Origin of the sequence: Chryseobacterium sp. G0201 (genome assembly GCF_003815655.1) — a bacterium.
Taxonomy (GTDB): Bacteria; Bacteroidota; Bacteroidia; order Flavobacteriales; family Weeksellaceae; genus Chryseobacterium.
This window is the reverse complement of sequence record NZ_CP033917.1, coordinates 3,138,689-3,163,973: the sequence shown is the minus strand read 5'-3', so window position 1 is coordinate 3,163,973 and position 25,285 is coordinate 3,138,689. Positions and strand designations below refer to the sequence as shown.

23 protein-coding genes and 1 tRNA gene are annotated in these 25,285 nt (G+C 32.7%); 10 read left to right on the top strand and 14 right to left on the bottom strand.

What is annotated here, in order from left to right:
* Positions 1-133: 133 nt before the first annotated feature.
* Entirely contained in the window at positions 134-979 is an 846-nt protein-coding gene (locus EG348_RS14325) for a prephenate dehydrogenase (RefSeq protein WP_123983688.1), read from the top strand.
* A gap of 275 nt (positions 980-1,254) precedes the next feature.
* On the opposite strand, the gene EG348_RS14320 is transcribed toward EG348_RS14325, so the two are convergent.
* Positions 1,255-2,676: an L-serine ammonia-lyase gene (locus EG348_RS14320; protein WP_123983687.1), complete on the bottom strand. Its 1,422-nt coding sequence runs from the start codon at positions 2,674-2,676 to the stop codon at positions 1,255-1,257.
* 278 nt (positions 2,677-2,954) lie between these two features.
* Here EG348_RS14320 and EG348_RS14315 point away from each other — a divergent pair, with 278 nt between their 5' ends.
* Complete coding sequence (locus EG348_RS14315; RefSeq protein ID WP_123983686.1) at positions 2,955-3,434, top strand: hypothetical protein; 480 nt, start codon at positions 2,955-2,957, stop codon at positions 3,432-3,434.
* Between the two features lie 68 nt (positions 3,435-3,502).
* On the opposite strand, the gene EG348_RS14310 is transcribed toward EG348_RS14315, so the two are convergent.
* The 7 genes from EG348_RS14310 to EG348_RS14280 form a co-directional block, all read right to left on the bottom strand.
* The gene (locus tag EG348_RS14310; RefSeq protein ID WP_123983685.1) at positions 3,503-4,846 is read right to left on the bottom strand and encodes an ammonium transporter; all 1,344 of its coding nucleotides are present in this window, start codon (positions 4,844-4,846) and stop codon (positions 3,503-3,505) included.
* Between the two features lie 110 nt (positions 4,847-4,956).
* Positions 4,957-5,595, bottom strand: coding sequence for an alpha/beta hydrolase (locus EG348_RS14305; RefSeq protein WP_123983684.1), 639 nt, complete (start codon positions 5,593-5,595; stop codon positions 4,957-4,959).
* Positions 5,596-5,659: 64 nt separating this feature from the next.
* Positions 5,660-6,433: a hypothetical protein gene (locus tag EG348_RS14300; protein WP_123983683.1), complete on the bottom strand. Its 774-nt coding sequence runs from the start codon at positions 6,431-6,433 to the stop codon at positions 5,660-5,662.
* 301 nt (positions 6,434-6,734) lie between these two features.
* Positions 6,735-7,361: a YceI family protein gene (locus tag EG348_RS14295; RefSeq protein WP_072411838.1), complete on the bottom strand. Its 627-nt coding sequence runs from the start codon at positions 7,359-7,361 to the stop codon at positions 6,735-6,737.
* Positions 7,362-7,439: 78 nt separating this feature from the next.
* The gene (locus EG348_RS14290) at positions 7,440-8,006 is read right to left on the bottom strand and encodes a YceI family protein (protein ID WP_123983682.1); all 567 of its coding nucleotides are present in this window, start codon (positions 8,004-8,006) and stop codon (positions 7,440-7,442) included.
* Between the two features lie 148 nt (positions 8,007-8,154).
* Complete coding sequence (locus EG348_RS14285) at positions 8,155-9,204, bottom strand: glucokinase (RefSeq protein ID WP_123983681.1); 1,050 nt, start codon at positions 9,202-9,204, stop codon at positions 8,155-8,157.
* A 116-nt stretch (positions 9,205-9,320) separates the two neighbouring features.
* Positions 9,321-9,884: a hypothetical protein gene (locus tag EG348_RS14280; RefSeq protein WP_123983680.1), complete on the bottom strand. Its 564-nt coding sequence runs from the start codon at positions 9,882-9,884 to the stop codon at positions 9,321-9,323.
* Positions 9,885-10,117: 233 nt separating this feature from the next.
* Between EG348_RS14280 and EG348_RS14275 the strand changes: the two genes are divergently transcribed.
* Together EG348_RS14275 and EG348_RS14270 are read left to right on the top strand one after the other, a co-directional pair.
* Positions 10,118-11,497 carry a DUF1800 family protein gene (locus tag EG348_RS14275; protein WP_123983679.1) on the top strand — a complete coding sequence of 460 codons (1,380 nt, stop codon included), beginning with the start codon at positions 10,118-10,120 and terminating at the stop codon, positions 11,495-11,497.
* A gap of 79 nt (positions 11,498-11,576) precedes the next feature.
* Positions 11,577-12,761 (top strand): DUF1501 domain-containing protein, encoded by a 1,185-nt coding sequence (locus EG348_RS14270; protein ID WP_123983678.1) that lies wholly within the window; start codon positions 11,577-11,579, stop codon positions 12,759-12,761.
* A 49-nt stretch (positions 12,762-12,810) separates the two neighbouring features.
* On the opposite strand, the gene EG348_RS21750 is transcribed toward EG348_RS14270, so the two are convergent.
* From EG348_RS21750 to EG348_RS14260, 3 genes are all read right to left on the bottom strand, one after another.
* Complete coding sequence (locus tag EG348_RS21750; RefSeq protein WP_164463305.1) at positions 12,811-12,948, bottom strand: hypothetical protein; 138 nt, start codon at positions 12,946-12,948, stop codon at positions 12,811-12,813.
* Between the two features lie 67 nt (positions 12,949-13,015).
* Positions 13,016-14,029 (bottom strand): helix-turn-helix transcriptional regulator, encoded by a 1,014-nt coding sequence (locus tag EG348_RS14265; protein ID WP_123983677.1) that lies wholly within the window; start codon positions 14,027-14,029, stop codon positions 13,016-13,018.
* Between the two features lie 122 nt (positions 14,030-14,151).
* Complete coding sequence (locus tag EG348_RS14260; protein ID WP_123983676.1) at positions 14,152-14,484, bottom strand: HopJ type III effector protein; 333 nt, start codon at positions 14,482-14,484, stop codon at positions 14,152-14,154.
* 98 nt (positions 14,485-14,582) lie between these two features.
* Between EG348_RS14260 and EG348_RS14255 the strand changes: the two genes are divergently transcribed.
* The 3 genes from EG348_RS14255 (at position 14,583) to EG348_RS14250 (ending at position 18,155) form a co-directional block, all read left to right on the top strand.
* Positions 14,583-15,965, top strand: a complete 1,383-nt coding sequence (locus tag EG348_RS14255) for an RtcB family protein (protein ID WP_123985084.1) — start codon at positions 14,583-14,585, stop codon at positions 15,963-15,965.
* 83 nt (positions 15,966-16,048) lie between these two features.
* A tRNA-OTHER gene (locus EG348_RS21745) sits at positions 16,049-16,159 on the top strand.
* A 244-nt stretch (positions 16,160-16,403) separates the two neighbouring features.
* Positions 16,404-18,155 (top strand): hypothetical protein, encoded by a 1,752-nt coding sequence (locus EG348_RS14250; RefSeq protein ID WP_123983675.1) that lies wholly within the window; start codon positions 16,404-16,406, stop codon positions 18,153-18,155.
* A 229-nt stretch (positions 18,156-18,384) separates the two neighbouring features.
* Here EG348_RS14250 and cobC read toward each other — a convergent pair whose 3' ends face one another.
* Genes cobC through cobT form a run of 3 tightly spaced genes read right to left on the bottom strand, consistent with a single transcriptional unit; the run spans position 18,385 to position 20,711 of the window.
* Positions 18,385-18,939 (bottom strand): alpha-ribazole phosphatase family protein, encoded by a 555-nt coding sequence (gene cobC, locus EG348_RS14245; protein WP_123983674.1) that lies wholly within the window; start codon positions 18,937-18,939, stop codon positions 18,385-18,387.
* Entirely contained in the window at positions 18,924-19,706 is a 783-nt protein-coding gene (locus tag EG348_RS14240) for an adenosylcobinamide-GDP ribazoletransferase (RefSeq protein ID WP_228414750.1), read from the bottom strand. Before EG348_RS14240 ends, cobC begins: the two co-directional genes overlap by 16 nt.
* A complete protein-coding gene (gene cobT / locus EG348_RS14235) occupies positions 19,707-20,711 on the bottom strand; it encodes a nicotinate-nucleotide--dimethylbenzimidazole phosphoribosyltransferase (RefSeq protein WP_123983673.1) in 1,005 nt (334 codons plus the stop codon).
* A 433-nt stretch (positions 20,712-21,144) separates the two neighbouring features.
* Between cobT and EG348_RS14230 the strand changes: the two genes are divergently transcribed.
* The 3 genes from EG348_RS14230 to EG348_RS14220 are packed head-to-tail and all read left to right on the top strand — an operon-like array spanning position 21,145 to position 25,271.
* Positions 21,145-21,915 carry a DNA polymerase beta superfamily protein gene (locus EG348_RS14230; RefSeq protein WP_123983672.1) on the top strand — a complete coding sequence of 257 codons (771 nt, stop codon included), beginning with the start codon at positions 21,145-21,147 and terminating at the stop codon, positions 21,913-21,915.
* The gene (locus EG348_RS14225) at positions 21,915-22,418 is read left to right on the top strand and encodes a hypothetical protein (RefSeq protein ID WP_123983671.1); all 504 of its coding nucleotides are present in this window, start codon (positions 21,915-21,917) and stop codon (positions 22,416-22,418) included. The genes EG348_RS14230 and EG348_RS14225 overlap by 1 nt, the downstream gene beginning before the upstream one ends.
* A 3-nt stretch (positions 22,419-22,421) precedes the next feature.
* Positions 22,422-25,271 (top strand): KGGVGR-motif variant AAA ATPase, encoded by a 2,850-nt coding sequence (locus EG348_RS14220; RefSeq protein WP_123983670.1) that lies wholly within the window; start codon positions 22,422-22,424, stop codon positions 25,269-25,271.
* Positions 25,272-25,285: the final 14 nt, after the last annotated feature.

Sequence of the window (25,285 nt, the reverse complement as noted above, 5' to 3'; positions counted from 1 at the left end):
TTCGCTTAGTGATTATAAACAAAAGAACATATTATTATAGAATTTTAACCTCAAATTTGGGATAGGGATTCTTGTAAACATAACATAAACCTCGTCCTCGGACGGGGTTTTTTTATTTTAAAATTTAAAAAAGATGAAAATAAGTATTATAGGGGTAGGTCTTATTGGAGGGTCGATTGCTTTAAAATTAAGACAAAAAGGCATCATAGATTTCATTTACGGAATCGACAATAATAATGAACATCTTAATCAGGCATTAGATTTAAAAATTATTGATGCTAAAGTTGATCTGGAATACGGAATAAAAAATTCTGATCTTATCATCGTTGCTATTCCTGTAGATGCTGCAAGGAAAATTTTGCCTAGTGTATTAGATCTAATTTCAGATAACCAAACTGTAATGGATGCCGGTTCTACCAAAGCTGGAATTGTAGATGCTGTAAAAGACCATCCGAAACGTTCAAGATTTGTGGCTTTTCACCCGATGTGGGGTACAGAAAACAATGGTCCAAAATCGGCTATTTCAGAAAGTTTTTCTGGAAAAGCGGGCGTGATTTGCAATAAAGAAGAATCTGCTGAAGACGCTTTACATTTAGTTGAAAAAATTATTGAAAGTCTTGATATGCATTTGATCTACATGAATGCAGAAGCTCATGATGTACACACGGCTTATATTTCGCACATTTCACATATCACATCTTATGCTTTGGCGAATACCGTTTTGGAAAAAGAACGCGAGGAAGATACTATTTTTCAATTGGCAAGTTCCGGTTTTTCGAGTACGGTTCGTCTGGCAAAATCTCATCCGGAAATGTGGGTTCCTATCTTTAAACAAAATAAAGAAAATGTTTTGGATGTTTTAAATGAACATATTTCTCAGTTAAGAAAATTCAAAGCTGCTTTGGAAAAAGAGAATTATGAATATTTGGGAGAATTAATTTCTAATGCTAATAAAATAAGAGGAATACTCGATAAGTAGGTATTTTTCTTTTGTCTTAACATAAAAGAAACAAAAAGTCAAGACTGGAAACTTTGGCTAAAAATTAAAATTTAATTCTAAAATCCCCAAAACTCACGCGAATTAAAAATAGATTTATTATCAAATTTTATCTCGCGCTCAAACAGTGGGAATTTTTTAACGGATTAAGTTTTAATTTTTTTAACGCCAAAGTTTCCTAGGTCGTTTTTTAGACATAATCAGAATTTGTATCCGTAATTAAATATTACTCATTACCAATTACTTATTATTCATAGTTAGCATTCCGGAACGTTGACCGCAATTGCCAAGCCACCTTCCGAAGTCTCTTTAAACCTGTCGTTCATTGACAACGCAGTTTCCCACATGGTTTGAACAACCTGGTCTAAACTTACTTTAGCTTTTGCAGGATCACTTTCAAGAGCGATATTTGCTGCTGTGATCGCTTTTATAGCGCCCATCGTATTTCTTTCAATACAAGGAATCTGAACTAAGCCTTTGATGGGATCACAGGTTAATCCTAAGTGATGTTCCATTGCAATTTCAGCAGCCATTAGAACCTGACCAACACTTCCGCCAAGAATTTCCGTCAAACCAGCCGCTGCCATTGCCGAAGAAACTCCGACCTCAGCCTGGCAACCGCCCATTGCTGCGGAAATTGTCGCATTTTTTTTGAATAATGTTCCGATTTCTCCCGCAACCAATAAAAATCTTGCAATATCATCTTCACTGATGAAAGGTGTAAAGGCCTGAGAATACATTAATACAGCCGGAATTACACCACTCGCTCCATTGGTTGGAGCTGTGATTATTCTTCCAAAAGCCGCATTTTCTTCGTTTACAGCCAATGCAAAACAAGCAATCCATTTATTGATATTGGTGAAGTTTTCTTCGGCATCTACAACCATCTGAAACCATTCATCTTTATTTTTATAGATCTTATCTTCTCCTAATAATTTTCTGTTGATTCCGGCTGCTCTTCTGGTAACATTCAGTCCGCCGGGAAGAATTCCTTCTTTGTTTACGCCTTTATAGATACATTCTTTAATCTGTTTCCAGATATAAAGTGCTTCGGCTCTTGTTTCTTCCTGAGTTCTCCAGCTTTCTTCATTAATTAAAATTAAATCTGAAATCTTGTTAAACCCTAATTTTTCACAGTATTTTACAATATCTGCAGCCTTATGACATGGGTATAATGTACGTACACACTGCTTTTCTATCGAGTTTTTTTCCTGACTTGCAATAAAACCTCCTCCAACAGAATAAAAATCCTGCACAAGCTCGGTTCCATCTTCAAAAACTGCTTTGAAGATCATTCCGTTTGGATGAAAATCAAGGGATTTTTGCATATTTAAAACTAAGTGATGACCATATATAAAAGGAATTTCCTTTTCACCGCCTAGATTTAGAATCTGAGTATTTTTTATGCTCTCTATTTTCTCATCAATTTTTGACGTATTGATCGTTTTAAAATCTTCTCCATTCAAACCAAGCATTCCGGCAATATCGGTTCCGTGCCCGATTCCCGTTTTTGCTAATGAACCGAAAAATTCAAGAAAAACTTCTTTAACCTCAGCGATTGATCTTTCTCTTTTTATAATTCTGATAAATGCAGACGCTGCATTCCACGGTCCCATCGTATGTGAACTTGACGGACCTATTCCTACTTTAATAATCTCAAAAACCGATATTGATTCCATATAAATGATTCATCATTTTACCTCAAAAACAAAGATACACGATAAATCCGAAAATATTTATCAACTTTATGTGTATTATAGCGTTATTTTTAAATCTAAAATATGCTATAAATCATTATCTCCTTCAATTCTGTTAACAATACCACAAAAAAATCCACTAATAATCAAACAATTAAAAATTGCAGTAGCGTTGCAGTAACTAATTTTTAAGTGAGCTTTTATATTTTTGCTATATATGTTTAAAAAGAATTCCCTCTAAACAATATAAAAAAGCAAAAATGATTAACAAGTATATTGATATCATAAGAAATACTGAGCAAAAAGAACAAGAAATAGTACTTCAAAAAGCCTTCAAAGACTCATTCATTAATGAAAGGTCTAAACTAGCAAATTATCTCTTACAAATAGAAATGAGAGGCTTAGGACTCTTCAGTAGTCAAAAACATTCCCATTCACTGCCTGATACTGATTTTTATCAAATAAAAATCATCACACTTCATGAAAAAAAATATGAATTATCTGTACAGTTTTATTATAAAAACAAAAAATTGCATGTTCATATCAAGTTATCTAACGAGACCGAATCTAAAAGTAAAGACCTATCCATAGCAACTTTCATGAAAGTTGATTTTGAAAAATGTTTAATTTCTCTTCTTAAACAACTTGATAACCCTGAAAAAGGGGCTGAGATTAATAGCAAACCAACCCAATGGCTACACTTCATTAAAAAACATATTTTTCGGTCTAAAGAGGGATAAATTCGAGCCCAAATTATTAATTATAAAGATTTCACAATTACAATAGAAAAAAAATGAAATCTCCAAATCTACTGGAACTTTTCTTCGTGTTGAGAAAGGTCTAGTCCCATCTCTTCAGCCTCTTCCGAAACCCTCAACGTAATAATACGATCTGTAATTTTATATAATAGCAACGAACCAAAAAAAGCAAATAGAGAAACAAGAACCAGCGCTATCATATGGTGCGTAAAAACTTCAAAACCGCCATGAAGAAGACTTGCATTCTCACCATGTGCAAAAATTGCCGTTAAAATCATTCCCATAATCCCCCCTACTCCATGACAGGCAAAAACATCCAAAGTATCGTCGATTTTTTTTAATGCTTTCCAATTCATCATCAGATTAGAAACAATAGCGGAAATAAAACCTATAAAAAGACTTTCTGCAATGGAAACAAAGCCACATGCGGGAGTAATGGCAACCAATCCAACCACCGCACCAATGCAGGCTCCCAAAGCAGAAACGCTTCGACCATTAATTCTGTCAAAAAATATCCACGTCATCATTGCTGATGCAGAAGCGATCGTTGTTGTTCCAAAAGCCGTTGCAGCCGTTGCGTTTGCAGCCAACGCAGAACCGGCATTGAATCCGAACCATCCAAACCAAAGCATTCCGGTTCCTAAAAGGACAAAAGGAATATTTGAAGGCTCATGATGCGGATTTTTTCTGTTTCCTAAAACGATAGCTCCAGCCAGTGCGGCAAATCCGGCACTCATATGAACAACTGTTCCGCCTGCGAAATCTTTAACTCCGAAAAATTTATTTAAAAGTCCATCTGGATGCCAAACCATATGACAAAGCGGCGTATAAATGAAAATGCTGAAAAGCACCATGAATAATAAATAGGAAATAAAACGTACCCTTTCTGCAAATGAACCTGTTATCAAAGCAGGAGTGATGACCGCAAATTTCATCTGAAACAGAGCAAAAAGTACAAAAGGTATGGTAGAAGCCATCATTTTATGAGGTAAAACTCCTACACGGCTGAAAAAAGGATAACTTAACGGATTTCCGATGATACCATAATGTTCGCCATTAATTTCAAAACCTAAAGAATCACCAAAAGATAAAGAAAAGCCAACGACCACCCAAAGAATGGAAATTACGCCCAATGCAATAAAACTTTGCAGCATCGTGGAAATTACATTTTTCTTACCGACCATTCCGCCATAAAAAAAAGATAATCCGGGAGTCATGAGCAAAACAAGACCTGCAGCAGCCAAAATCCAGGCTACATCTGCTCCAACAATTTTATCTTCCCCTAAAAATTCTCCATTATTTGGAAAATCAACGATTGGACTCCAAAATAAACCTCCTACTGCAATAAGAGCAATCGTGGTAAATGAAACGATCCATTTCAACCCTACTTTCATAAAATTTTAATTTAACCCCTCCAAAATTAAACATAAATTTCATAAAAACACAAATTAAAACAAATACCCCTTCAAATTTAACCGTAAATTAAAATAAAATGATTTTAAATCTAAAATACCTCATTTAAAACCTTAGAAACCTCTTTATATTTTGTTGCGGGAAATAAATGAGTTCCGCCTTTGATAATATAATTGGGTTTTGAATTTTTTACCGGAAAAACAATATCTCTATCTCCTAACACTTGGATTACATTAGGATTTTCTTCAAATTTCCATTCTGATACTTTTTCTACCGACCATTTTAAATAATATGGATCGCGAACCTTAAAATATTGAAGAATCTTAGGATTTTTAGGATCAAATAATTTTCTGACCACAGAATATACATTTGCAGCTCTGTCATTAAAAAGACCCAAAGGGAGTATTCGTGGAATCTTCGTCACTTCACCCGTTCTTATAAATTTAGATTTCTCTTTATCGGATTTTATGCTGCCTAAAATAACTACCTTTTCGGCAGGTTTTATTTTATTAATCTCCTGAACAATGATTCCTCCAAACGAGTACCCCAAAAGATAAAACGGCTCTGAAACATCTATTTTCTCTGCCATTCTTACTACATAATCAGAAAGAGGTTCATTCTTCTCAGGAATCAACCAGTCTATAAAAACAACTTCACAACGCGCGGGAAACTCCAATCTTTCAAGTACTTTAAAATCTGCTCCAAGACCACTTACTATATAAACTTTCATGTTACTAAAATAAAAAAAAAAGCATCATTAAAGATGCTTTTATACTTGTCATTTATTTTTTTAATTAATCTTTATGAAAAGAGATACGGGTAATACTATCAATAGAAATTGTTGAAATATCATCCGAAGCCACCCATTCTAAAATATATCCGCTACCAGTTCCCAACGGAGCAGGCAAACTGACCCCATCTGCAATTGTTGTAAAATTATATACCAAAATTCCGCCTGTTTTACTTGATGGAATCACCCCGCTAATCTCAGACCTAAAGCCAGACAAAGGATTTCTTAAGATAAACCTGATATCCTGACTTAAAATATTGGACGACTTGGTATAATTCACAATAAGTCGCCATTGATGAACCTGTCCCAATACACTATTTTCAATAAACTGATTTCCTGAAAAAATTTTAGCATCAGAAATTACAGAATTTTCCGGCCAACTCGTTGTAGGCGCAGTGGCATATACCAACGGCAACGAATAAATAACCTGTCGGGTAGTATTAGCAGAGACATTAGACCAACTTGGCTTTGTTCCAGCTCCAACACCTCCTGCATTAATTTTAACAACACCTTCGTTAGGCTTCGTTAATTTCGTTGTTATAAGACTACTCCAGCTCACCCCATCAAAGTAACGTAAACTTTTATTAGTTGTATCATAAGCTATCATCCCCTCAACGGGAGCTACAATATTTACAGGATTTGCCAACCTAGGAATAATTACACCGGATGTTGTGGAAACAATATCCAAAACACCTTTAGGATTGGTTGTGTTAATTCCTACCTGATCATTCATTCTTACAAAAGATGCAAGAACGAGAATAACAATTTTTTTTCGCATAAACGTGTATTTGTTTTTAAATATTTAAAAAATCATACACCTTCATTGTAGTAAGTAATTACAAATATGTAAAAAATATTTCAATTATAATAATTAGAAACTAAATACAGTTAAATATTAATACATAAAATTCAAAATAAATGATAATAAAATAAAAACATAATAATAAAATAAAGGAAAATATTAATTCATTAAAAAATATTAAAAATTCATTTTAATGAAAATTATGGATTTAATGAAAATCACAAAAAAAATGAGTGATTAAAAAATCACTCATTCATTTATCTATAAACAGTATGTCTTATTTCTTTTTTACAGGAACTCTGTTTTCGTTATCCAATTTCTCTGTAGAAACTTTGAACTGAATATCCATTTCGTCTTTAATGAAATAATCTTTTAATGAAGACTGATAGAACACTTTGAAATCTCTTCTGTTCAAAGAGAATTTTGCAGACTCAACAACTACCGTAAACTGAGTTACATATACGTTTGCAGGGAAAGTAATTGTTTTTCTAACGCCTTTTATCGTAACATCACCGTAAACCGTTGAATTGTACTGACTGTTTGCCAGAGGAATAATTTTAGTTAAATGAAATTTCGCGATCGGGAACTTTTTAACCTCGAAGAAATTCGTGCTTTTAAGATCATTTGTCAACTTGATCATGTCTTCGTCTGAAACATCTCCAGCCATCAAACTTCTCATATCTATCACAAATTCTCCGTCTACCAAGACAGTTTTATCAAAGTTGAATTTACCACTTTTTAATTTTACCGTTCCGGAATGCGATGAAGCTTCAGTTTTTACAACTTTGTACCCCCACCATCTGATCTCAGATGAAGTAACTTTTGATACTTTATCAAATTTTCTTTGAGCAGAAACAAATGATATGCTCGCACACACCATCGCAAACAATAGTAATCTTTTCATTCTTTTTTATTTACAATTCAACAAAAATAAAAAAAAGTGTAGAACTTCTACACTTTTAACAATCTTTTTTTGATTAAATTATTTAGCAGTCACTTTTACAAGCATATCTATTTCATCTTTCACAAAAACATCCTGCATTGTAGACTTGTAAGCAACATCAAATTTCTGTCTGTCGAAAGAGAATTTATTTGACACTAAACTTACTACTCCTTTACTGTAAGAAATTTTTGCAGGGAAAGAAACTTCGTTAGTTTTTCCTTTAACTGTAAGGTTTCCTGTAACCAAAGAACTGTAAATTTTATCGTTATTTTTCTTTACAGAAGTAATCTTGAAAGTAGCTGTAGGGAATTTTTCAACTTCGAAGAAATCTCCGTTTTTAAGATGCCCATTCAATTTTCCTTGGTATTCTCCTGTAAGATCAGTTGAAGTAATAGAATTCATGTCTAAAGTGAAAGAACCACCTACCAATTGATTTCCTTTCATGATCATGTCTCCAGATTTTACTTTTACAGTACCATCATGAGAGCTAGCCTCAGATTTAGCAACTTTATAACCCCACCAGTGAACATCAGATGCTACTACTTTTTTAGACTGCCCGAAAGCTAAACCACCAGCTAAAACTGCTAATAAAAATATTTTTTTCATTTTGAAATAAGTTATTTACCTTGTTTGTTAATGATGCAAATGTAGCCAACTTATCTGATAGATTTCATTGATGTATATCAATAAAAATAATAATTTTCATGAATAATATCATCCATAAAAAAACTCCGAATTTCTTCGGAGCTGATGTTTATTCTTGATAGTAAGCGGTATAGAGCGCTGCACCATTCAATCCTGTCTGATTTTGTTTGATCAGGTAGATCGGAATGTTTTTAAGCATGTCTTCCATTTTATCGCTTATTCTAAATTTTTCGTAGAATTTATCTTTATCCATATAACTACTGATCATCTGCGGAATATCTCCTGAGATCAATAATCCTCCTGTAGCTTTTAATTTTAAAGTAAGGTTATTAGCCTCTCTTGCCAAAAACTCAAGGAAAGTATCTAAAGCTATTTTACAGATCAACGCATCGTCCTCAACTGCCGCTTTGTAGATCACCTCAACAAAGTTACCGTTGGCAAGACGTTCTGATAACCATTCCGGTTCAGGATGTCTTTTTACGTCTCTTAAGAATCTATAAATATTAAATAACCCTGTCTTAGAAAGTACATTTTCCCAACTTACAATTCCATAAATATTATTTAAGAATTGATAGAACTCAACTTCAACGTTCGTTCTCGGAGAAAATTCTGAGTGACCTCCTTCTGTTGCAAATGGTCTCAAATATTTTCCGTCAAAGAAATATCCGGCTTCACCCAATCCATTTCCTGGAGCAAGGATCGCTACGTTACCATTTTCAAGATGACCGCTTGTGTAGATATCATCCATATCAGAATCTTCAAGAAGCCCCATTCCGTAAGCAGAAGCTTCCAAGTCATTAAGCATATCCACTTTCTCGAATCCGAAATCTCTTGTGATCTCTTCCTGATCTAAGTTCCAGCCTAATCTTGCAGGGCTGCTTTTCCCATTAAGAACGGGTCCCGGGACAGCCATTCCTAAACGTTTTACATTTTCCAACTGGTTATCCTGAATAAATTTCTTCAAGATATCTGAAAAAGAAGCATATTCTTTCGTTGGGTAATCGTTTTGGATTTTTACCTCAAGACCTCCGTTACCGGAAACAAAATAACCCAAGGTTGTAGTATCTTCACGAAGGTTTGCCCCAATGATAGAAACATTATCATTATTACTGTTCTTTACGCCTGGTAAATAAAGTGGAAATTTTGGGTTCAAAATCATAATCAGCAAATTTTATCAAATATAATAATTGTTTTGGTAAATACTATAGGGAAAGAAAAAACCTTTTCAAAAAAACGAAAAGGTTTTGGTTAATAATTGTTTATATTTAAATCTAACTACTTCCCTAATGGAATATTGTAAGAAAATCCTACTCCAATGTTCCCCACATTGTAGTCCTGATTGGGCAAATCGCCTTTATCTCCTACAAATACTTTTTGATACTGTACAAAGAAATTCCAGTCTCTGTTGTGATATCCGATCTCAGGTTTGATGTAAAAACCTCCGTCCGGTCTGTCAACCGTACTATTGGAAGCCACTTTTTCGTCACCTACCAAGAAACCATAACCTAAGTCTGTTCCGAAATAAAATCCGGTCTGTTTAGGATAAATTCTGATCAAAGCACCTACAGGAATTACTCCCACATCATTGTTGTTGATCCCGTTGTTATCCTTCCCAAAATAATGGGTATAACCTGTTGCGATACCTAATCCAAATCCAGGAGTAATCAAGTTTTGATAAGCTACGTCTACACCAGCAGAAGCAGAAACATTATCTGCGGGAACAGCTAAACCAGCATTCGCTCCTACCTTAATCATATTATTCATTTGTGAGCTTTGAGCACTTACTACACCAACCGTTAAAATTCCGCCTAGTAAGATGGCCTGTTTAAACATTTTCATAACTCTGATTTTTAAATTTTACTAATCTGAAGGATGTAAAAATCGTGCCAAGGAAGCCTGTTTTTCTCACTTTAACATTAATAAAAATCGCAAAATAATGAATATCAATTAATTAAATTAACCAAAAATTAAATACATGTTTAACTTGAGATTAAAAATAACAATATTAATAATTCTTAACCGTTATAATTTTAACCTTTTGTGTTTTCCAACATCAAAAAATAAATTGTCTTATGATGCTCTCATCCTTATTAAATAACAAACATCTTCTTTGGCGCGCCGGTTTCGGGGCGGGAATCAACCAGTTTGAAGATCTGAAAAATAAAGACATCAAAACTTTACTTAAAGATTTGTTTAAAGAAGAAAATTTTGTTGAAGTTACCTACGAAAAGCCTGATGTGGAAATCATTGACTACATGAGCGACAAATCTCCCGCCGAAAAGAAAAAGGAAATCCAGAGGATCAACAGAGAGCAAAACAACGAACTGAACCTGAATTTTCTCAACAAAATGATCAACAGCAACGAACAGATGAGAGAAAAAATGGCTTTCTTCTGGCACGGCCATTTCGCGTCGAGAGTTCAAAACCCAAAATTCAACAGACAATTATTAAATATTATCAGGAAAAATGCTTTGGGAAATTTCAAAGACCTTTTGTTTGAAGTAAGCCAGGCTCCGGCAATGCTGAATTTTCTTAATAATCAACAAAATAAAAAAGATCATCCCAACGAAAACTTTGCCCGTGAAGTGATGGAATTATTCACAATGGGACGCGGAAATTATACCGAAAAAGACATACGGGAAGGCGCAAGAGCTTTTACAGGCTGGGGTTATGATAAAGAAGGGAATTTTGCAGAAAGAAAAAAACTTCACGACGAAGACACAAAAAACTTTCTCGGAAAAACAGGAAATTTTACTGGAACAGATGCTTTAAATATCATTTTAGAACAAAAAGCAACGGCAAAATTTATTACTACTAAAATCTATAAATTCTTTGTCAATGAAAATGTAGATGAAAGTATTGTTAATAAGCTAAGCGACAGTTTTTACACCTCCAATTATGACATCAAAAAATTGATGAACGATATATTTTTAAGTTCGTGGTTTTATGACAAAAAAAATATTGGAAACAGAATAAAATCTCCCATAGAATTGATGGTCGGAATGATGAGAACGTTACCAATGCATATTCAAAATCCTGAAAATCTTATCGTGTATCAAAAATTATTGGGTCAAATATTGCTCTACCCTCCCAACGTTTCGGGATGGCCAAACGGAAAATCGTGGATCGACAGTTCTACTTTGATGTTGAGACTTCAGATTCCTCAAATCTGGTCGGGTTTACGGCCTTTAGAATACAGTCCGCGTCAAGATGATGATATTGATATGGGTATGAAATCACGTGAAACAGCTTTAAACAAGAGCTTCAAAAATCCGAATATCACCATCGACTGGGCTCGTGTTGAAAAAGCTTTCAGCAATAAAAACTGTGAAGATTATTTAATTCAAAACTCAAACACGTTGAGTATGGATTCTGTGAAAAGTTTCTCCGACAATACCGTGAAAATGAATGTAATCAATCTGATGTCAACACCGGAATATCAGTTAATGTAGTTATGAGGTAGCAGGCTGCAGATTTTAGCTATTAGTTAAGCAACTGCAACCTATCATCTTTAACCTAAAACCTAATTTTATGCTAATTAAAAGAAGAGAATTTCTAAAAATAAGTTCATTAGCAACGGCTTCATTAATGGTTCCTAATTTCCTGAAGTCGATGACGTTGGACAATGCTTTGGAACGCAATCAGAAGATCTTAATCGTCCTTCAGTTCACAGGTGGAAATGATGGTTTAAATACGATCATTCCTACAAAAAATGATATTTATTTCAAAGAAAGAAGCAAAATAGCGATACAAAATTCTTTACAGCTTAATGATGAAGCAGGAATTAATCCATCTCTGTCTTATTTTAAAGAATTATTCGATAATGGAGAGCTTTCTGTTATGAATAACGTTGGGTATCCAAATCCTGATAAATCACACTTCCGAAGTATGGATATCTGGCAGTCAGCAAGCAAAAGTGATGAGTTTTTGGAAACAGGCTGGCTTGGTCGTTTTCTGGATGAAGAATGCTATAAATGCGACCATCCCACGCAAGCTTTGGAAGTTGATGATATGCTAAGTTTAGCCTTAAAAGGAGAAAATAATAAAGCTTTTGCTTTTAAAGATCCTAAAAGATTATATCAAACGAGTCAGGAGAAATATTTTAAGTCATTGTATGATCATCATCATGAAGATGAAACGGTCTCTTATTTATATCAAACATTGGGATCAACGATCAATAATGCAGGCTATATTTTTGATAAAAGTAAAGCAAAAAAGACAGATCAAACGTATCCTAATTCACAGTTAGGAAAAGATTTCAAAACCGTTGCTTCTTTGATAAAATCTGATATTAATACACAGGTTTATTACCTTTCTGTGGGAAGTTTTGATACTCACGTCAACCAAAATGAAAGACAGCAAAAACTTTTTAGTGACATCAATGAAGCTGTAAAATCTTTTGTTGCAGACATGAAAAGCAATGGTTTATTCAATGATATTTTATTGATGACCTTCTCAGAATTTGGTCGTCGTGTTGCCCAAAACGCCAGCAACGGAACCGATCATGGAACAGCCAATCAAATGTTTTTCATCGGCGGAGGATTGAAAAAGAAAGGACTTCTGAACGCACTACCCGATTTACAGCATTTGAATGAAGGTGATTTAATTTATACCGAAGATTTCAGAAAAGTATATGCTACCATTCTTAAAAACTGGTTAAAAGCAGATTCTTCTAAAGTTCTGGGCTGGAAAAATGGGGTTTATGATTTTATTTAAAAAAAGAGACCGTTTTAACAACAGTCTCTTTCTATAATTTTAATTACTTTTAATTTGAAGCAGGAAGCTTTTTTGGTTCAGTTCCCTGTGGTTTTTTATCCAGTTTTTCTGATATTTTCTTGACAATAAATTCAATTACCAAAGGTGCTACAATAGCAAGTACAGTTTTTAATATTCTTGATTTCATACTATTTATTTTAGAATTTGATTAATACAATTTCTAAGCCATAACATGCTCATTGGAAATTTCAACTTTAATCAGAAACAATTAAATTTTCATAATTCTGACTTCCTGATTTAAATTTTTCTTCCATTCTTAACCGTAATTTTCTGGGTTTATGTACGATCAGACAATTTCCAAACCCAAGCAAAAGCCTTTCTAATTCGTTGTTTATCTGCACACAGATTTTAAAAATAGTTCCCTCCTCATTTTCACTTACAATTTCCTGACTTTTATGCAACGGTTTTGTTTTTACATACGGCGCATTAGAAGAATCAACAAAAAAGACAACGTTTCTTGGCTCCAGCGTTGGTGAAACGGTTACTCCAACGATATCTTTAAAATATTCATCGCCATCCAGATCTTGGTCAATATATTTAATTTTTTCGTCGGTTTCGATACTTTCCATTCTATCCAACGCCAGATTATACATTTTTCCTTTGTGAAGACAGATCAAAAACCAACGGTTATTAAATTCCTTTAATAATTGAGGATGCACAACAAAATTACTTGATTCTCTTGCATTGAAACTTTTATATAGAATATTTAAAACTTTCTTATTTAAAATAGCTTCATATAAAACATCAATATGCTCCAACCCTTTCAGTTGCTCATTTTTATCTAAATGAATAATTGATTTTTGGTTGGTTGAATGTATAGAATCCTCCAATTTTTGAATAACCCCATTCATTTCTTTGAACATTGAAAAATCTTTGAACTGTTTTAAGATCTGTACCGCATTATTCATGGCCTTTAAATCACTTTCATTCACCGAAATATTATGAATGCTGTAATCGGGATCGCTGTAACGGTAATATTTTCTTTCGTAAACCTCGATTGGAGCTTCATAACCGAACTTTTCACTTCGCATATTTTGCAAATCGAGTTGTACAGTTCGTTTGCTTACGAAAGATTCTTTGCCTTCAAACTCAAACAAAGCTTCAGAACATTCGTCGATTAAATCGTCTAAAGTATACTGCTTGTATTTGTTTTTAAGGCATTTATCAAGCGTTTTGTAGCGGATTAGAGCGTTTTTGTTGGATGACATGGTGTTGTTTTTTGTGTTTTCTTGTGTCATTGCGAGGAGCAAAGCGACGAAGCAATCTGATTGTTATAAATGAGATTGCTTCACCTTCGGTTCGCAATGACAAATTGAAATTAATTTAATAACTATTTCTTCGTCAAAGCCTCCCCTTCAAAAGAAATTCCGTCCCAACCGAATTCTATGAAGTTTCTTATATTTTGATGATCTGTTCCTTCCGGATTTTTCAATACATCTTCTCTGTAAAATTCTCCGAAAATGTTTAAAACTTCTTCTTTTGACAAATCATGCAATTTTGCAAAACTGAAAACTTTGCATGAACCATTATTCTGATCTGCTTCATTGACTGTATTTCCGTTGGTGAATTTTGTTGGCGTGAAATCGTAGTTTTCATCAATGTATGAAATTACCTCTTTAAATTGAATCGTTTCAGGCGAAGTCTTTAATTGTTCTAATAACATTTTTTTAAATTTTATCAAAAATAATTAAAATATTTTTATCTACGCAAAAACATTGCACACTTGTGTTATTACTTTGCATCAACAAAATGAAAGAAAACATGGAATTTAACGGAAACAATTTAATAGAATTAGGATATAGATCAGCGAAATGGTTCAAAGAAGCCATCATTCATATCAACGAAAATAATTTAGATGAAAATCAAATCACAGCATATTTGGAACAATTCAAACAACCGGATTTGATTCCGCTTCATGAAACGGCAAAAGATTTTATCATCAACATCAAAGCAGAACACGAAAGTGAAAATGATAACGTGGAAAAAGTAATCAATACGATGAAAGTTTTGATGAAAACTCCAACTTTAATTAATGGAGCCATCATGCCGGATGCCTGCCCGACAGGTCCGGAAGGTCAGATTCCAGTTGGTGGAGTTGTTGTGGCGAAAAATGCCATTCATCCTGGATTTCATAGCGCAGATATCTGTTGTTCGGTGATGTTGACAGATTTTGGTAAAGCAAATCCTAAAGAAGTTTTGGATGCAGCCCATTCTATCACGCACTTTGGATATGGAGGAAGACCAAGAGGTGAACAAATGGAAATGTCTCAGGAATTAATGGATGCTTTTAGAGAAAATTACTTCTTGAATGATGAAAAATTAATCAGCATCTCCCGTTCACATATGGGAACACAAGGTGATGGAAACCATTTTTTATTTGTCGGAATTTCTAAAAATACAGGAAATACCATGTTGGTGACTCACCACGGATCGAGAGCTCCGGGAGCCGCTTTATATGATAAAGGAATGAAGGTCGCGAACAGATTCAGACTGGAAATTTCTCCTGAAACCTTGAAAGAAAACGCCTGGATTCCTTATGAAACTGAAGAAGGAAAATCATATTGGGAAGCCTTGCAATTGATAAGAACGTGGACAAAAGAAAACCATACTTCTATTCACGATGCAACTTTAAATAAATTAGGAATTGAAAAACAAGACCGATATTGGAACGAACATAATTTTGTTTTCAAGGATGGTGATTTATTTTATCATGCAAAAGGAGCAACGCCTTTGGACGATAAATTTATGCCGGATATTACAGGACCAAGATTGATTCCGTTGAATATGTCAGAACCCGTTTTGATCGTTCAGGGAAAAACTAATGAGAGAAACCTAGGTTTTGCCCCACACGGAGCAGGAAGAAATTTTAGCAGAACCCAACATAAAAAAACATTGGCTCATAAGACGATTGAAGAAGTTTTTGAAGAAGAAACTAAAGGATTAGATATCCGTTTTTTCTCGAATGAAATTGATATTTCGGAACTTCCGACGGCTTATAAAAGCGCCAAAAACGTAAGAGCGCAAATTGAAGAATATGGACTTTGTGAAGTCTTGGATGAAGTGATGCCTTACGGATGTATTATGGCTGGGGATGTTCAGAAGAATGCGCCTTGGAAAAAGAAGAAAAAATTTAGAAAAGCATAGTTTTTAAATAACTAAAACTAATAACTGAACCTTGCAGGTGTAAAAGACTGTAAGGTTTATGAAAACTTTTAATAATAACGGTAGGAGTAGTAGCTCAGATGGTAGAGCAACAGATTACTTTTCGCTTTTGGCAAATAAAAGTTCCTGTAAAACATCAAAGTTGTGGGTCGCAGGTTCGAGTCCTGCCTACTCCTCAAAAGAATGAAAATAAGTATATTTAACTATTAATTATTTTCATTAGTTAAAAAATTAAGGCAAAGAAAGTTCCTATTTGATTTCCCACATTTACTTTCCGCCTTTTTATAAATTACGAGGCAAAGGGAGTTCCTATATTTGGATAATTACTCCCCGCCTTTTATAAAAAACTATAGGTAAAAGGAGTTCCTATATATTTCATTAAAAGAACTACTCCTCACTTATTTTTTTAAATTAAAAACAATGAAAACATTAAAATTATTCAACGCTGTATTAGCAAGAAAATCTGATGAAAATCCATTCATTTCAGATGAGGGTTTTATCATTGAGTCTGACGCACTTTGGGCTAAAAAAGAAATTATTTCTTATTATTCAAAAGAAAAACTGAATGGAAATGATTTAAATAAAACCTTTCATAAATCGTGGCAAAAAATCAAAGAAAGCTCTAGAATTGACCTGTTAATTGAACAAATCAATCATTATATTTCAACTTATGGAAGCAATTTTCAGAATGAAATTTATATTCCAAATGAAGTGTTGAATGTTCCTAATCTAAAGTTAACTTTTAAAGTAATTAAAGCCTATTCACAAGAAGAAATACAGGAAAAGTGCCTTTCTCTTTTAAAATCAGGTATTGCTTTGAAAGAAGAAACAATTGATGATTTGCTTTATATTCTGCATACAGAATTGGACTATGATTTCACAGGAAAAGAAAATATCCGAAACAAAGAAGCGATTATAAAAATTGCCGACCTATACGATATTTACCCTGAAAATCCGGTTGAGTTTTTCCGTTACGTGATTTATAAAACGACAAACACAACGCTTTTAATTAAAAACGATGATTTGATTGATTTAATTAAGCAAAGTAATTTTAATCCAATCTACTTATTTGAAAGTTTTGGATTAGAAAAATTGGCGGAAATCTTTAATAGATTTAAACCTTTATTTTTAGCTTATAAAAAGAGAGCTCCGAAAACAATTAATAAAATTTCGAAGCTGTCAAAAGTTTATCATCAACCATTAATTTCAAATCCATTAAATAATGCTACCAATATTTTGTTGGAAAACAGCGATTTACACTGGTTGGAGAATGCAACGCCTTTTGCTTTGTTTAAAGCTTTATCTGCTTGTTATTCAAGAATTAATGGTCAGGATACTTTTGTCTATAGAATCAGAAACGGAAAATCATGGACGAAGAAAGGAACGCCTACTTCTGCAAATGAATTAAATTATGATTTTATCCTAAATTATTTAAAATCAAAATATAATCTTTCCGAAAAGAAGATGTATTTCCCTAAAGATGTAGAATTTGGTTTACCAACTTCAGAGAAAATGTTTGTCGGAAATATTCCGACCGGAACGAGATTTTATGGAGAAAGACTAGCGATCGGAATTTATTGGGAAGATGCTTGGGGCGCGAATGATCTCGACCTTTCCGGATTAAATATCGCAGGAAAAATCGGATGGAATGCAGACTATAATCAAGATAACGGACAATTGATGTATTCCGGAGATATGACCTCTGCCCCTAAAGGTGCAGTAGAATATCTTTATGCGAATACCTATTTAAATACTCCAACGCTTGTGATGAATAGTGTTTTCTCAGGAGATGCCAATTGTGGTTATAAAATCGTGATCGGAAAGGGAGATGATATTTCCTATGATTATATGATGAATCCTAACAATCTCTTTGCAGAAGCCAAGTGTAACTCGGTTCAGAAGCAGACGATTTTGGGAATATTACTGCCAAAAGATGGAAAACAATGTTTCGTCTTGTTGAATTTCGGAGCAGGAAATTCACATGTCTCCGGAACTTCCGAAGTTTCTACAATGGCGACAAATGCCCTGTATCAGCAATGGTATGAGCCAGTTTCTTTTAATCATCTGATAGAAGAATTGGGAGCAACCATCACTTCAGAAAAAGAAGAAGCAGACTTTGATTTCTCATTGGAAACCTTGGAAAAAGATAGCTTTACCAAGATTTTTAAATAATATTTTTAGCTGCCATTTTGAGTGAAAAATCTTGAAATGGCGGCTTTTGTTTTTGATGCAAAGGTTTATTTTTGCTACTGAATAGTTTAAAGAGCAAAGAGAGGAATCAATTTCAATGATTTTTAAGAAGCTAACTTTTTTAACGACTTTTTCATTTTCTTTGTTTTTTCTCTCGCTGATTAAGCTGATTTTGCAGATAATCACTCTAATAAATCTGCGAGAGACCTTATCATACATTTATATTTTTAATTGAAATCAATTCTTCCCTCACGTCAATTACAGTTCTTTTTCCATAACCGATTTGAATATTGAACATATTTTCCAAAGGAAACTGTAAAATAGATTGCAGAATTAAACGAATTACTCCAGCATGCGTAACTATCAAAACTTTGTTGATACTTTCTTTAGAAATCAATTCATTCCAAAATTTGGAAACTCGGGTTTGCATTTCTAACAGATTTTCTCCGTTTGTGGCTTTTACATTGATAAAATCTTCATACCAAAGATTGATTTCATCTTCGGGAATAGATGTCCATTTTTGAAGTTCCCAATCTCCGAAATTCATTTCTTTAATTCTTTCATCAGTTTGATAATTTAGCTGAAAATATTTCGCTAATAAATGACAACGCTGAGACGGGCTCGAAATAATAAAATCAAAATCTTTATCAATTGAAATTAATTTAAAATCTTCAACATAATTTTTACGTAAAGACATTTCTGCAAATCCATAACACAGATTGTCTGGATTTTCTACCGCAGTATGACGAATTAAATGAATTTCCATACGATGATTACTCCTAAATAAAATAACACTTCGCAAACCTGCTGAACCGTTCCTAAACAATCGCCCGTGTATCCTCCGATATGTTTTTTGAAATACCAACCTAAGTATATTTTTCCGAGGTAAGCCAAAATAAAAGCTAAGATTAATCGTCTATCCAGAATTAAAGAAAAAGCCAATAAAACAGCGATAAAACTTATAAATAAAGACTTTCCATCCAACGCTTTATTCGCCAACGGTTTTGATTTACTTACATCAATATCAGTTACATATCGATGCGTATAAATCATTGTTCCCGCAATAAACCGACTTATAGTATGTGCTAAAATAATGACTGCTAATGTTTTTATTAAATCTAAATTCCCTAATTCTTTAATGCTGAGAAATTTTAAGGCAAATAAAAGAATAATCCCAATCGCTCCGTATGCACCTACACGACTGTCTTTCATGATGGTCATAATTCTCTCTTTACCATAACCGCCACCAAAACTGTCGCACACGTCTGTAAATCCGTCTTCGTGAAATGCTCCCGTCAATAAAACGTTGGAAATCATCATTAAAATAATTGCAATCTCTAAATTGAAAAGCTGAAAAGAACCATATAAAACAACAGCATTCATCAACCCGACCAACAATCCGACCCATGAAAAATACTTTTGAGACTGGTTCATGATTTCATTGGAGTACGGAATTTTAAAAGGTATCGGAATTCTTGTGAAAAACACCAAAGCCGTCGCAAAATAGATCAACTCATTTTTTATAATTTTCATCTATTCTTTATTGGAAATATTAGCATTTTCAAAACTCGACATTTCATTCAGGAAATTAACTGCACTTTGAATAATTGGATACGCCAACGCACAACCTGTCCCCTCACCTACTCGGAGATTAAGGTTTAATAATGCTTTCTGGTCTAATAAATCTAACAATTTAATATGAGCATATTCATCACTCACATGGCAAAAAATACAGTTATTAAGGATTTCAGGATTTGTTTTCCAGGCAACAGAAATGGCAACCGTCGCGATAAATCCATCAACTAAGATCAACATATTTTGGTCATAAGCTGCCTGCATCGCTCCAATCATTTGGGTAATTTCAAGTCCGCCAAAAGTTTGTACAATTTCATCAATACTTTTAAGATCAGAATATTTTTCTATTACTTTTGAAAGAATATTAATTTTATTCTGTAGCTGAATATCATTCAAACCTGTTCCTCTACCTACACAATCGGCAATCGGTTCATTAAACAATTGGCTCATCAATAATGAAGAGGAGGATGTATTCCCAATCCCCATTTCACCAAAACCAATAACATTACAACCCGTTTCTGCAATTTCCTTAACAACAGATTTTCCGTTTTCCAAAGCGTGTTGGTATTCTTCAATCGTCATGGCGGGCTCATCCAGCATATTTCGGCTCGATTTTCTGACTTTCTTATCTATCAAATCCAAATCTTCAGGAAAATCAAAATTCACTCCGGCATCTACAATTTTAATTTGAATATCATTCTGTTTACAAAACACATTGATTGCCGCTCCTCCATTTAAAAAATTCATCACCATCTGATAGGTAACTTCCTGCGGATAAGCACTCACTCCTGCGGTTGCAATTCCGTGATCGGCTGCAAAAACAATCATGTGAGGTTTAATTAATTTTGGTGAAGTGGTTTGTTGAACCATCCCGATTTTATGAGCTAATTGCTCAAGAAATCCTAATGCGCCTAAAGGTTTTGTTTTGAAATCAATTTTGTGTTGTAATTCGTCTCTTAACATTGATGTAGTGTAAGTTTTTTGAGAATAATTCTTATTATTATGTTAAATAATAACGATGCAATATTAGTTAATTTTTTCTTTTATCTTAACACAAAAGAAACAAAAAGTCAAGACATGGAAACTTCCGCTAAAAATTAAAATTTAATCCTAAAATCCCCAAAACTAGCGCGAATTCATGATTGGTTTTTCAATTCAAAATTTGTCTCGCGCTTCGAACAGTGGGAATTTTTTAACGGATTAAACTTTAATTTTCTTAACGCTTCATTTTCCTATGTCGAAATTCAACTCCGATTAATCAAGTAAACTCTAAAACTCTCTACTTTAAAACTCTCAAACCCTACAATCCTAAGACTCTAAAACTCTCCCACTCAAAAAATATTACGCAAAAACATTGCGCAGCTCTTCTTTTACTTTGCATTATAAATTAATAACAATGACACCAAAAATATTAGAAAAACTAAAAAAAATAGAGGCAGAAAGAAACATAGAAATACTTCTTGCCGTAGAATCGGGAAGCCGAGCCTGGGGTTTTGCGTCTCCTGACAGCGATTACGACATACGTTTCATATATCGACACGAAAAAGACTGGTATCTGTCACCGTGGGATAAAGATGAAACGATAGAATTTATGACCGAAGATGATCTGGACGGTTCCGGATGGGACTTGCGAAAGACTTTTCATCTTTTGCATAAATCAAACGCCGCTTTGTTGAGTTGGTTCTACTCGCCTATCATTTATGTGAAAAACGAAAAGTTTTATGACCTATTTAAACCTCTGGCAGATGAATGCTTTTCTCCGATAGCGTTCTCTTACCATTATCTGAGCATGAGCAAAAAATATCTAGAAGCCTGCAGAGCCGATGAAGTAAAACTAAAAAGTTATTTCTACTGCCTTCGAACAGCTTTGACAGGAAAATGGATAGTAGAAAAAGGAACGGTACCGCCCGTTTTGTTCAGTGAATTATTGGTTTTGGTCGATGATTTTACGAGAACCAAAATAGAAAATCTTGTTGCCTTAAAAGCCACCAAAGGAGAATCTTATTTTCATGCAAATGACTGGGAACTTTTTGGGTTTTTGGAGGAGATGGTGAAGGATAATGAGGAAAGAGCGAAGAGTTTGGCTGGAGGAAAGGCGAATAAAAAAGAGATGGAGAGGGTTTTTAGGGAGATATTAAAATTATCAGTATTTTTGAAAAAAAACTAATGCCCAAAAACGACCTAAAATATATAGATTTTCGAACAGCTAGTTTCAGAAATTTAAATGTATGTAAAGAATTATTAGAAAGATTAGATAATTGTGAGTCTAAAAATAAAAATAATATCTTACACAAAATTTATTATCTATCGGGATATATAATTGAGTTTTCTTATAAATATGCATTATTTCATCATTTAGGATTAAATAAAATTGATAATATTTATAACTTCGGAGATGATAGTTTTAAAAAGAAATGGAAAGACCATGATTTCTCCAAATTAAGATTATTATGTACTGATAATAAACTTAATTTTAGTACCGATATACCATACTTTGGAAGTAAGATCGAAAATAAAGAAATTGAAAGTCTAATTAATTCATGGGATGTTCAAATTCGTTATAATTTATCATTAGCAAACAATACTATAATGTTAGACGAATCACGGATAAAAGATTTTGTATCCTCCATCGAAGATATTCTAAATAAAATAACAACGAAATTTTCTTAAAAAATGATACTACTTTTCCAAGGCTTTGACCTTTTAGCAAAACATTTAAAAGAGGAAAAAGACAAAAAAAAAATTAATAAATATTCCATATCAATTAACCAACGAAATGAAATCGAGATCATCGTTATTACTGATAATGAATTTGATAAAGAAAATATAGAATCAGTTTTACCTAGTATTGATTTTATTTTTTTTAAAATTAGTAATGACGAATTAAATGAAGATTATTTTTATTCTCAAAAATTCCAAAAATATGGTGATGAAATAATTGAATATGAAAATTCCAGAAGAAAACTAACAAATTTATTAAATCCAGGAAATGATTTCATGCCCGATATTCCAGTTATTACTTATTATAGTTATAAAGGAGGAATGGGAAGATCTACTAATTTAGTACTAACGACAACACATTTAGCTAGAAATTATAATAAAAAAATCGTGATTATTGATTGCGATTTTGAAGCACCTGGCTTTTCAAATTTTTTTTTAGAAGAACCTTCATCTCCACGAAATCAAAACGGTTTAATTGAATATCTTTTTGATAAGGAGTTATCTCCCAATATTAATCTGAATGAATATTCTTGGGAAGTTTCAAAAGAATATTCTAGCAATGGTGAAATTAGAATTATTCCAGCAGGAAACTTAGATATTGAAGAGGAAGTTAACAACGATAATTTTCCTACTAACTTAAATCAATATTTAGAAGGTTTATCACGCCTTGATTTTACTTCAACTGATAAAATTATTACAAGATTTAAGTTACTTATAAAAGATATCCAAGATCAATATAGCCCTGATGCAATTTTCATTGATAGCCGGACTGGTTTTACTGATATTTTTGGTATTACAGCACTACATTTATCTTCTCAAATTGTTGGAATTTTCGGTAATAGTGTACAAAACAATCCAGGAATTTATCAATTTATTGATTCGATAAAATCTCTAACTAAAATAAAAAAAGATTTTAATCCACCGATAATTATTAATGCATTTTCAAACACTAAATTATTTGATAAATTCAAAAAAAAAATAAACACATACATAGAAAAAAACGACTCCGAAAACGAAACTTTTTTACTTTCTCCAGAATATTTTCACTTCAGGTATGATAGTGTACTTTCTGAGCTGGGAACTAGTGATGAAGATAAAGAAACTTGGATTTCAATGGTTGATAGCAGTGGATTTTTAATAGGATATAAGGATGTTTCTGAAAAATTGATTCAATACTTACATAAAGAGGAAAAAAGTGAAAGAGATCAGCTTCAAGAAGCAAGCAATTATACTACTGAAAAGAATAATCCTTCTTTAAATCTGTTATCTGAAAATAGCACATCAGTATACGACAGCAAGATTGATTTTCCCGAAACTCAACAAAAGATATTATTAAATCTTCAGGAAAAATGGCCTAATTTATATGCAGACAGTGAAAATGTTGATTATCAAATAGAATTTGATGAAAAGAGAATTTTTTATAGAGATTCTATGAAAGATTTATTCAATTTCAATAAATTTATAGTATTAGGTAACAAAGGAACAGGGAAGTCATATTTATTTCAAGCTTTGAAAAATGATAATATAACAAATGAACTAAAAGCACAAGCACAAAAATCAAATCTTAAGATTGATTTTTTACATTTAGTTGACAAGAAGGATAATTATTTTATTAGTACTAAGGGCTTAGAGTCTTTTAAGCAAGACATTGATAAAATTGGAGATTTTTATACAAAATTTTGGAAAATTTATACGTGGAAAAGTATAATTGACAAAATAAATCCTATACTCAATTTTAATTCATCAATTAAAAAGACTTTTTCTATTAAAAACAATGATACTGAAAATCTAAAACTAATCGTAGAATTTATACAGGATTTAAATAATATAATTGCAGTAGAGAAAGAATTAGAAGAAATAGATTCTCTTTTAAATAGCATGCAAACTGATATAATTGCTATATATGATAATCTTGACTTAATGGTTGAACCTTATAAGTGGAAAGATGAAATGTCTTCCTTAATTAATTTTTGGCAATTCTCCAACTATAAAAGAATTCACTGCAAACTATTTTTAAGATCTGATTTATATAAAACAATCAGAGGTATCAATAATGTTCAATCATTAAAAAACAGTATAATATCCATCGAGTGGCAAAAAGAAGAAATCTTTAATTATTTTTTTAATTTAGTGAAACAATACGCCAAAGAAGAATTCATTGATGCCGTTGACTCATATGATTTTAAAAAAATATCAAATGATGCATTAGAGTGGAAAAGAGAATTTGAAAAAAAATTCACTAATGAAAAGCAACATCAATTTGACGAAAATATACTGAGAAAGCTATGTTGGGTTTTTTTTGGACAGTATCCTGACATTAAAGCTCATGGAGAGTCATATGATTGGCTTTATAAAAACGTAATGAATGCTGATGAAACAATTAGTATAAGACCTTTTTTAGATTTATTAAGCTTATCCATAAAAGAATATACTAAAGATTATTATAAAGATTCTTCATCTGTTTTACCCGAAAAATATTACACCGCTAAACCTGTTAGAAGCGAAGCCGTTAAAAGTCATTTTGAAGACTTAATAACTGAAAAAGGAAATGAAAACTTGGAATATATATTTGAATTTATTGATAAAAATGAAGAATACCAATATTATCAACTAATGAGAAATGATCTTTATGACCTATTAAATAATGTTATATCAAAATATAATCTAGATACTACTATTGAAGATTTAGAAGATTTACTAATTATTAATGGAATCATAAAGCAAATTGGCAATTTCAAATACAGTTTTGCATTTTTATATAAATATAGATTAGGATTAAAGAGTAGAAAAAGAAGAAGGTAAAAGTCTCTTTATAA

Excerpts from the sequence above, each read along its gene's own strand:
- EG348_RS14220 (WP_123983670.1), top strand. The coding sequence starts at position 22,422 with ATGATACTACTTTTCCAAGGCTTTGACCTTTTAGCAAAACATTTAAAA.
- cobC (WP_123983674.1), bottom strand. The coding sequence starts at position 18,939 with ATGGAAATTCATTTAATTCGTCATACTGCGGTAGAAAATCCAGACAAT.
- EG348_RS14240 (WP_228414750.1), bottom strand. The coding sequence starts at position 19,706 with ATGAAAATTATAAAAAATGAGTTGATCTATTTTGCGACGGCTTTGGTG.
- EG348_RS14270 (WP_123983678.1), top strand. The coding sequence starts at position 11,577 with ATGCTAATTAAAAGAAGAGAATTTCTAAAAATAAGTTCATTAGCAACG.
- EG348_RS14260 (WP_123983676.1), bottom strand. The coding sequence starts at position 14,484 with ATGTTATTAGAACAATTAAAGACTTCGCCTGAAACGATTCAATTTAAA.
- EG348_RS14305 (WP_123983684.1), bottom strand. The coding sequence starts at position 5,595 with ATGAAAGTTTATATAGTAAGTGGTCTTGGAGCAGATTTTAAAGTACTT.
- EG348_RS14295 (WP_072411838.1), bottom strand. The coding sequence starts at position 7,361 with ATGAAAAGATTACTATTGTTTGCGATGGTGTGTGCGAGCATATCATTT.
- EG348_RS14225 (WP_123983671.1), top strand. The coding sequence starts at position 21,915 with ATGCCCAAAAACGACCTAAAATATATAGATTTTCGAACAGCTAGTTTC.
- EG348_RS14315 (WP_123983686.1), top strand. The coding sequence starts at position 2,955 with ATGATTAACAAGTATATTGATATCATAAGAAATACTGAGCAAAAAGAA.
- EG348_RS14230 (WP_123983672.1), top strand. The coding sequence starts at position 21,145 with ATGACACCAAAAATATTAGAAAAACTAAAAAAAATAGAGGCAGAAAGA.
- EG348_RS14280 (WP_123983680.1), bottom strand. The coding sequence starts at position 9,884 with ATGAAAATGTTTAAACAGGCCATCTTACTAGGCGGAATTTTAACGGTT.
- EG348_RS14310 (WP_123983685.1), bottom strand. The coding sequence starts at position 4,846 with ATGAAAGTAGGGTTGAAATGGATCGTTTCATTTACCACGATTGCTCTT.
- EG348_RS14285 (WP_123983681.1), bottom strand. The coding sequence starts at position 9,204 with ATGATTTTGAACCCAAAATTTCCACTTTATTTACCAGGCGTAAAGAAC.
- EG348_RS21750 (WP_164463305.1), bottom strand. The coding sequence starts at position 12,948 with ATGAAATCAAGAATATTAAAAACTGTACTTGCTATTGTAGCACCTTTG.
- EG348_RS14265 (WP_123983677.1), bottom strand. The coding sequence starts at position 14,029 with ATGTCATCCAACAAAAACGCTCTAATCCGCTACAAAACGCTTGATAAA.
- EG348_RS14290 (WP_123983682.1), bottom strand. The coding sequence starts at position 8,006 with ATGAAAAAAATATTTTTATTAGCAGTTTTAGCTGGTGGTTTAGCTTTC.
- EG348_RS14320 (WP_123983687.1), bottom strand. The coding sequence starts at position 2,676 with ATGGAATCAATATCGGTTTTTGAGATTATTAAAGTAGGAATAGGTCCG.
- EG348_RS14325 (WP_123983688.1), top strand. The coding sequence starts at position 134 with ATGAAAATAAGTATTATAGGGGTAGGTCTTATTGGAGGGTCGATTGCT.
- EG348_RS14275 (WP_123983679.1), top strand. The coding sequence starts at position 10,118 with ATGATGCTCTCATCCTTATTAAATAACAAACATCTTCTTTGGCGCGCC.
- EG348_RS14255 (WP_123985084.1), top strand. The coding sequence starts at position 14,583 with ATGGAATTTAACGGAAACAATTTAATAGAATTAGGATATAGATCAGCG.
- EG348_RS14300 (WP_123983683.1), bottom strand. The coding sequence starts at position 6,433 with ATGCGAAAAAAAATTGTTATTCTCGTTCTTGCATCTTTTGTAAGAATG.
- EG348_RS14250 (WP_123983675.1), top strand. The coding sequence starts at position 16,404 with ATGAAAACATTAAAATTATTCAACGCTGTATTAGCAAGAAAATCTGAT.
- cobT (WP_123983673.1), bottom strand. The coding sequence starts at position 20,711 with ATGTTAAGAGACGAATTACAACACAAAATTGATTTCAAAACAAAACCT.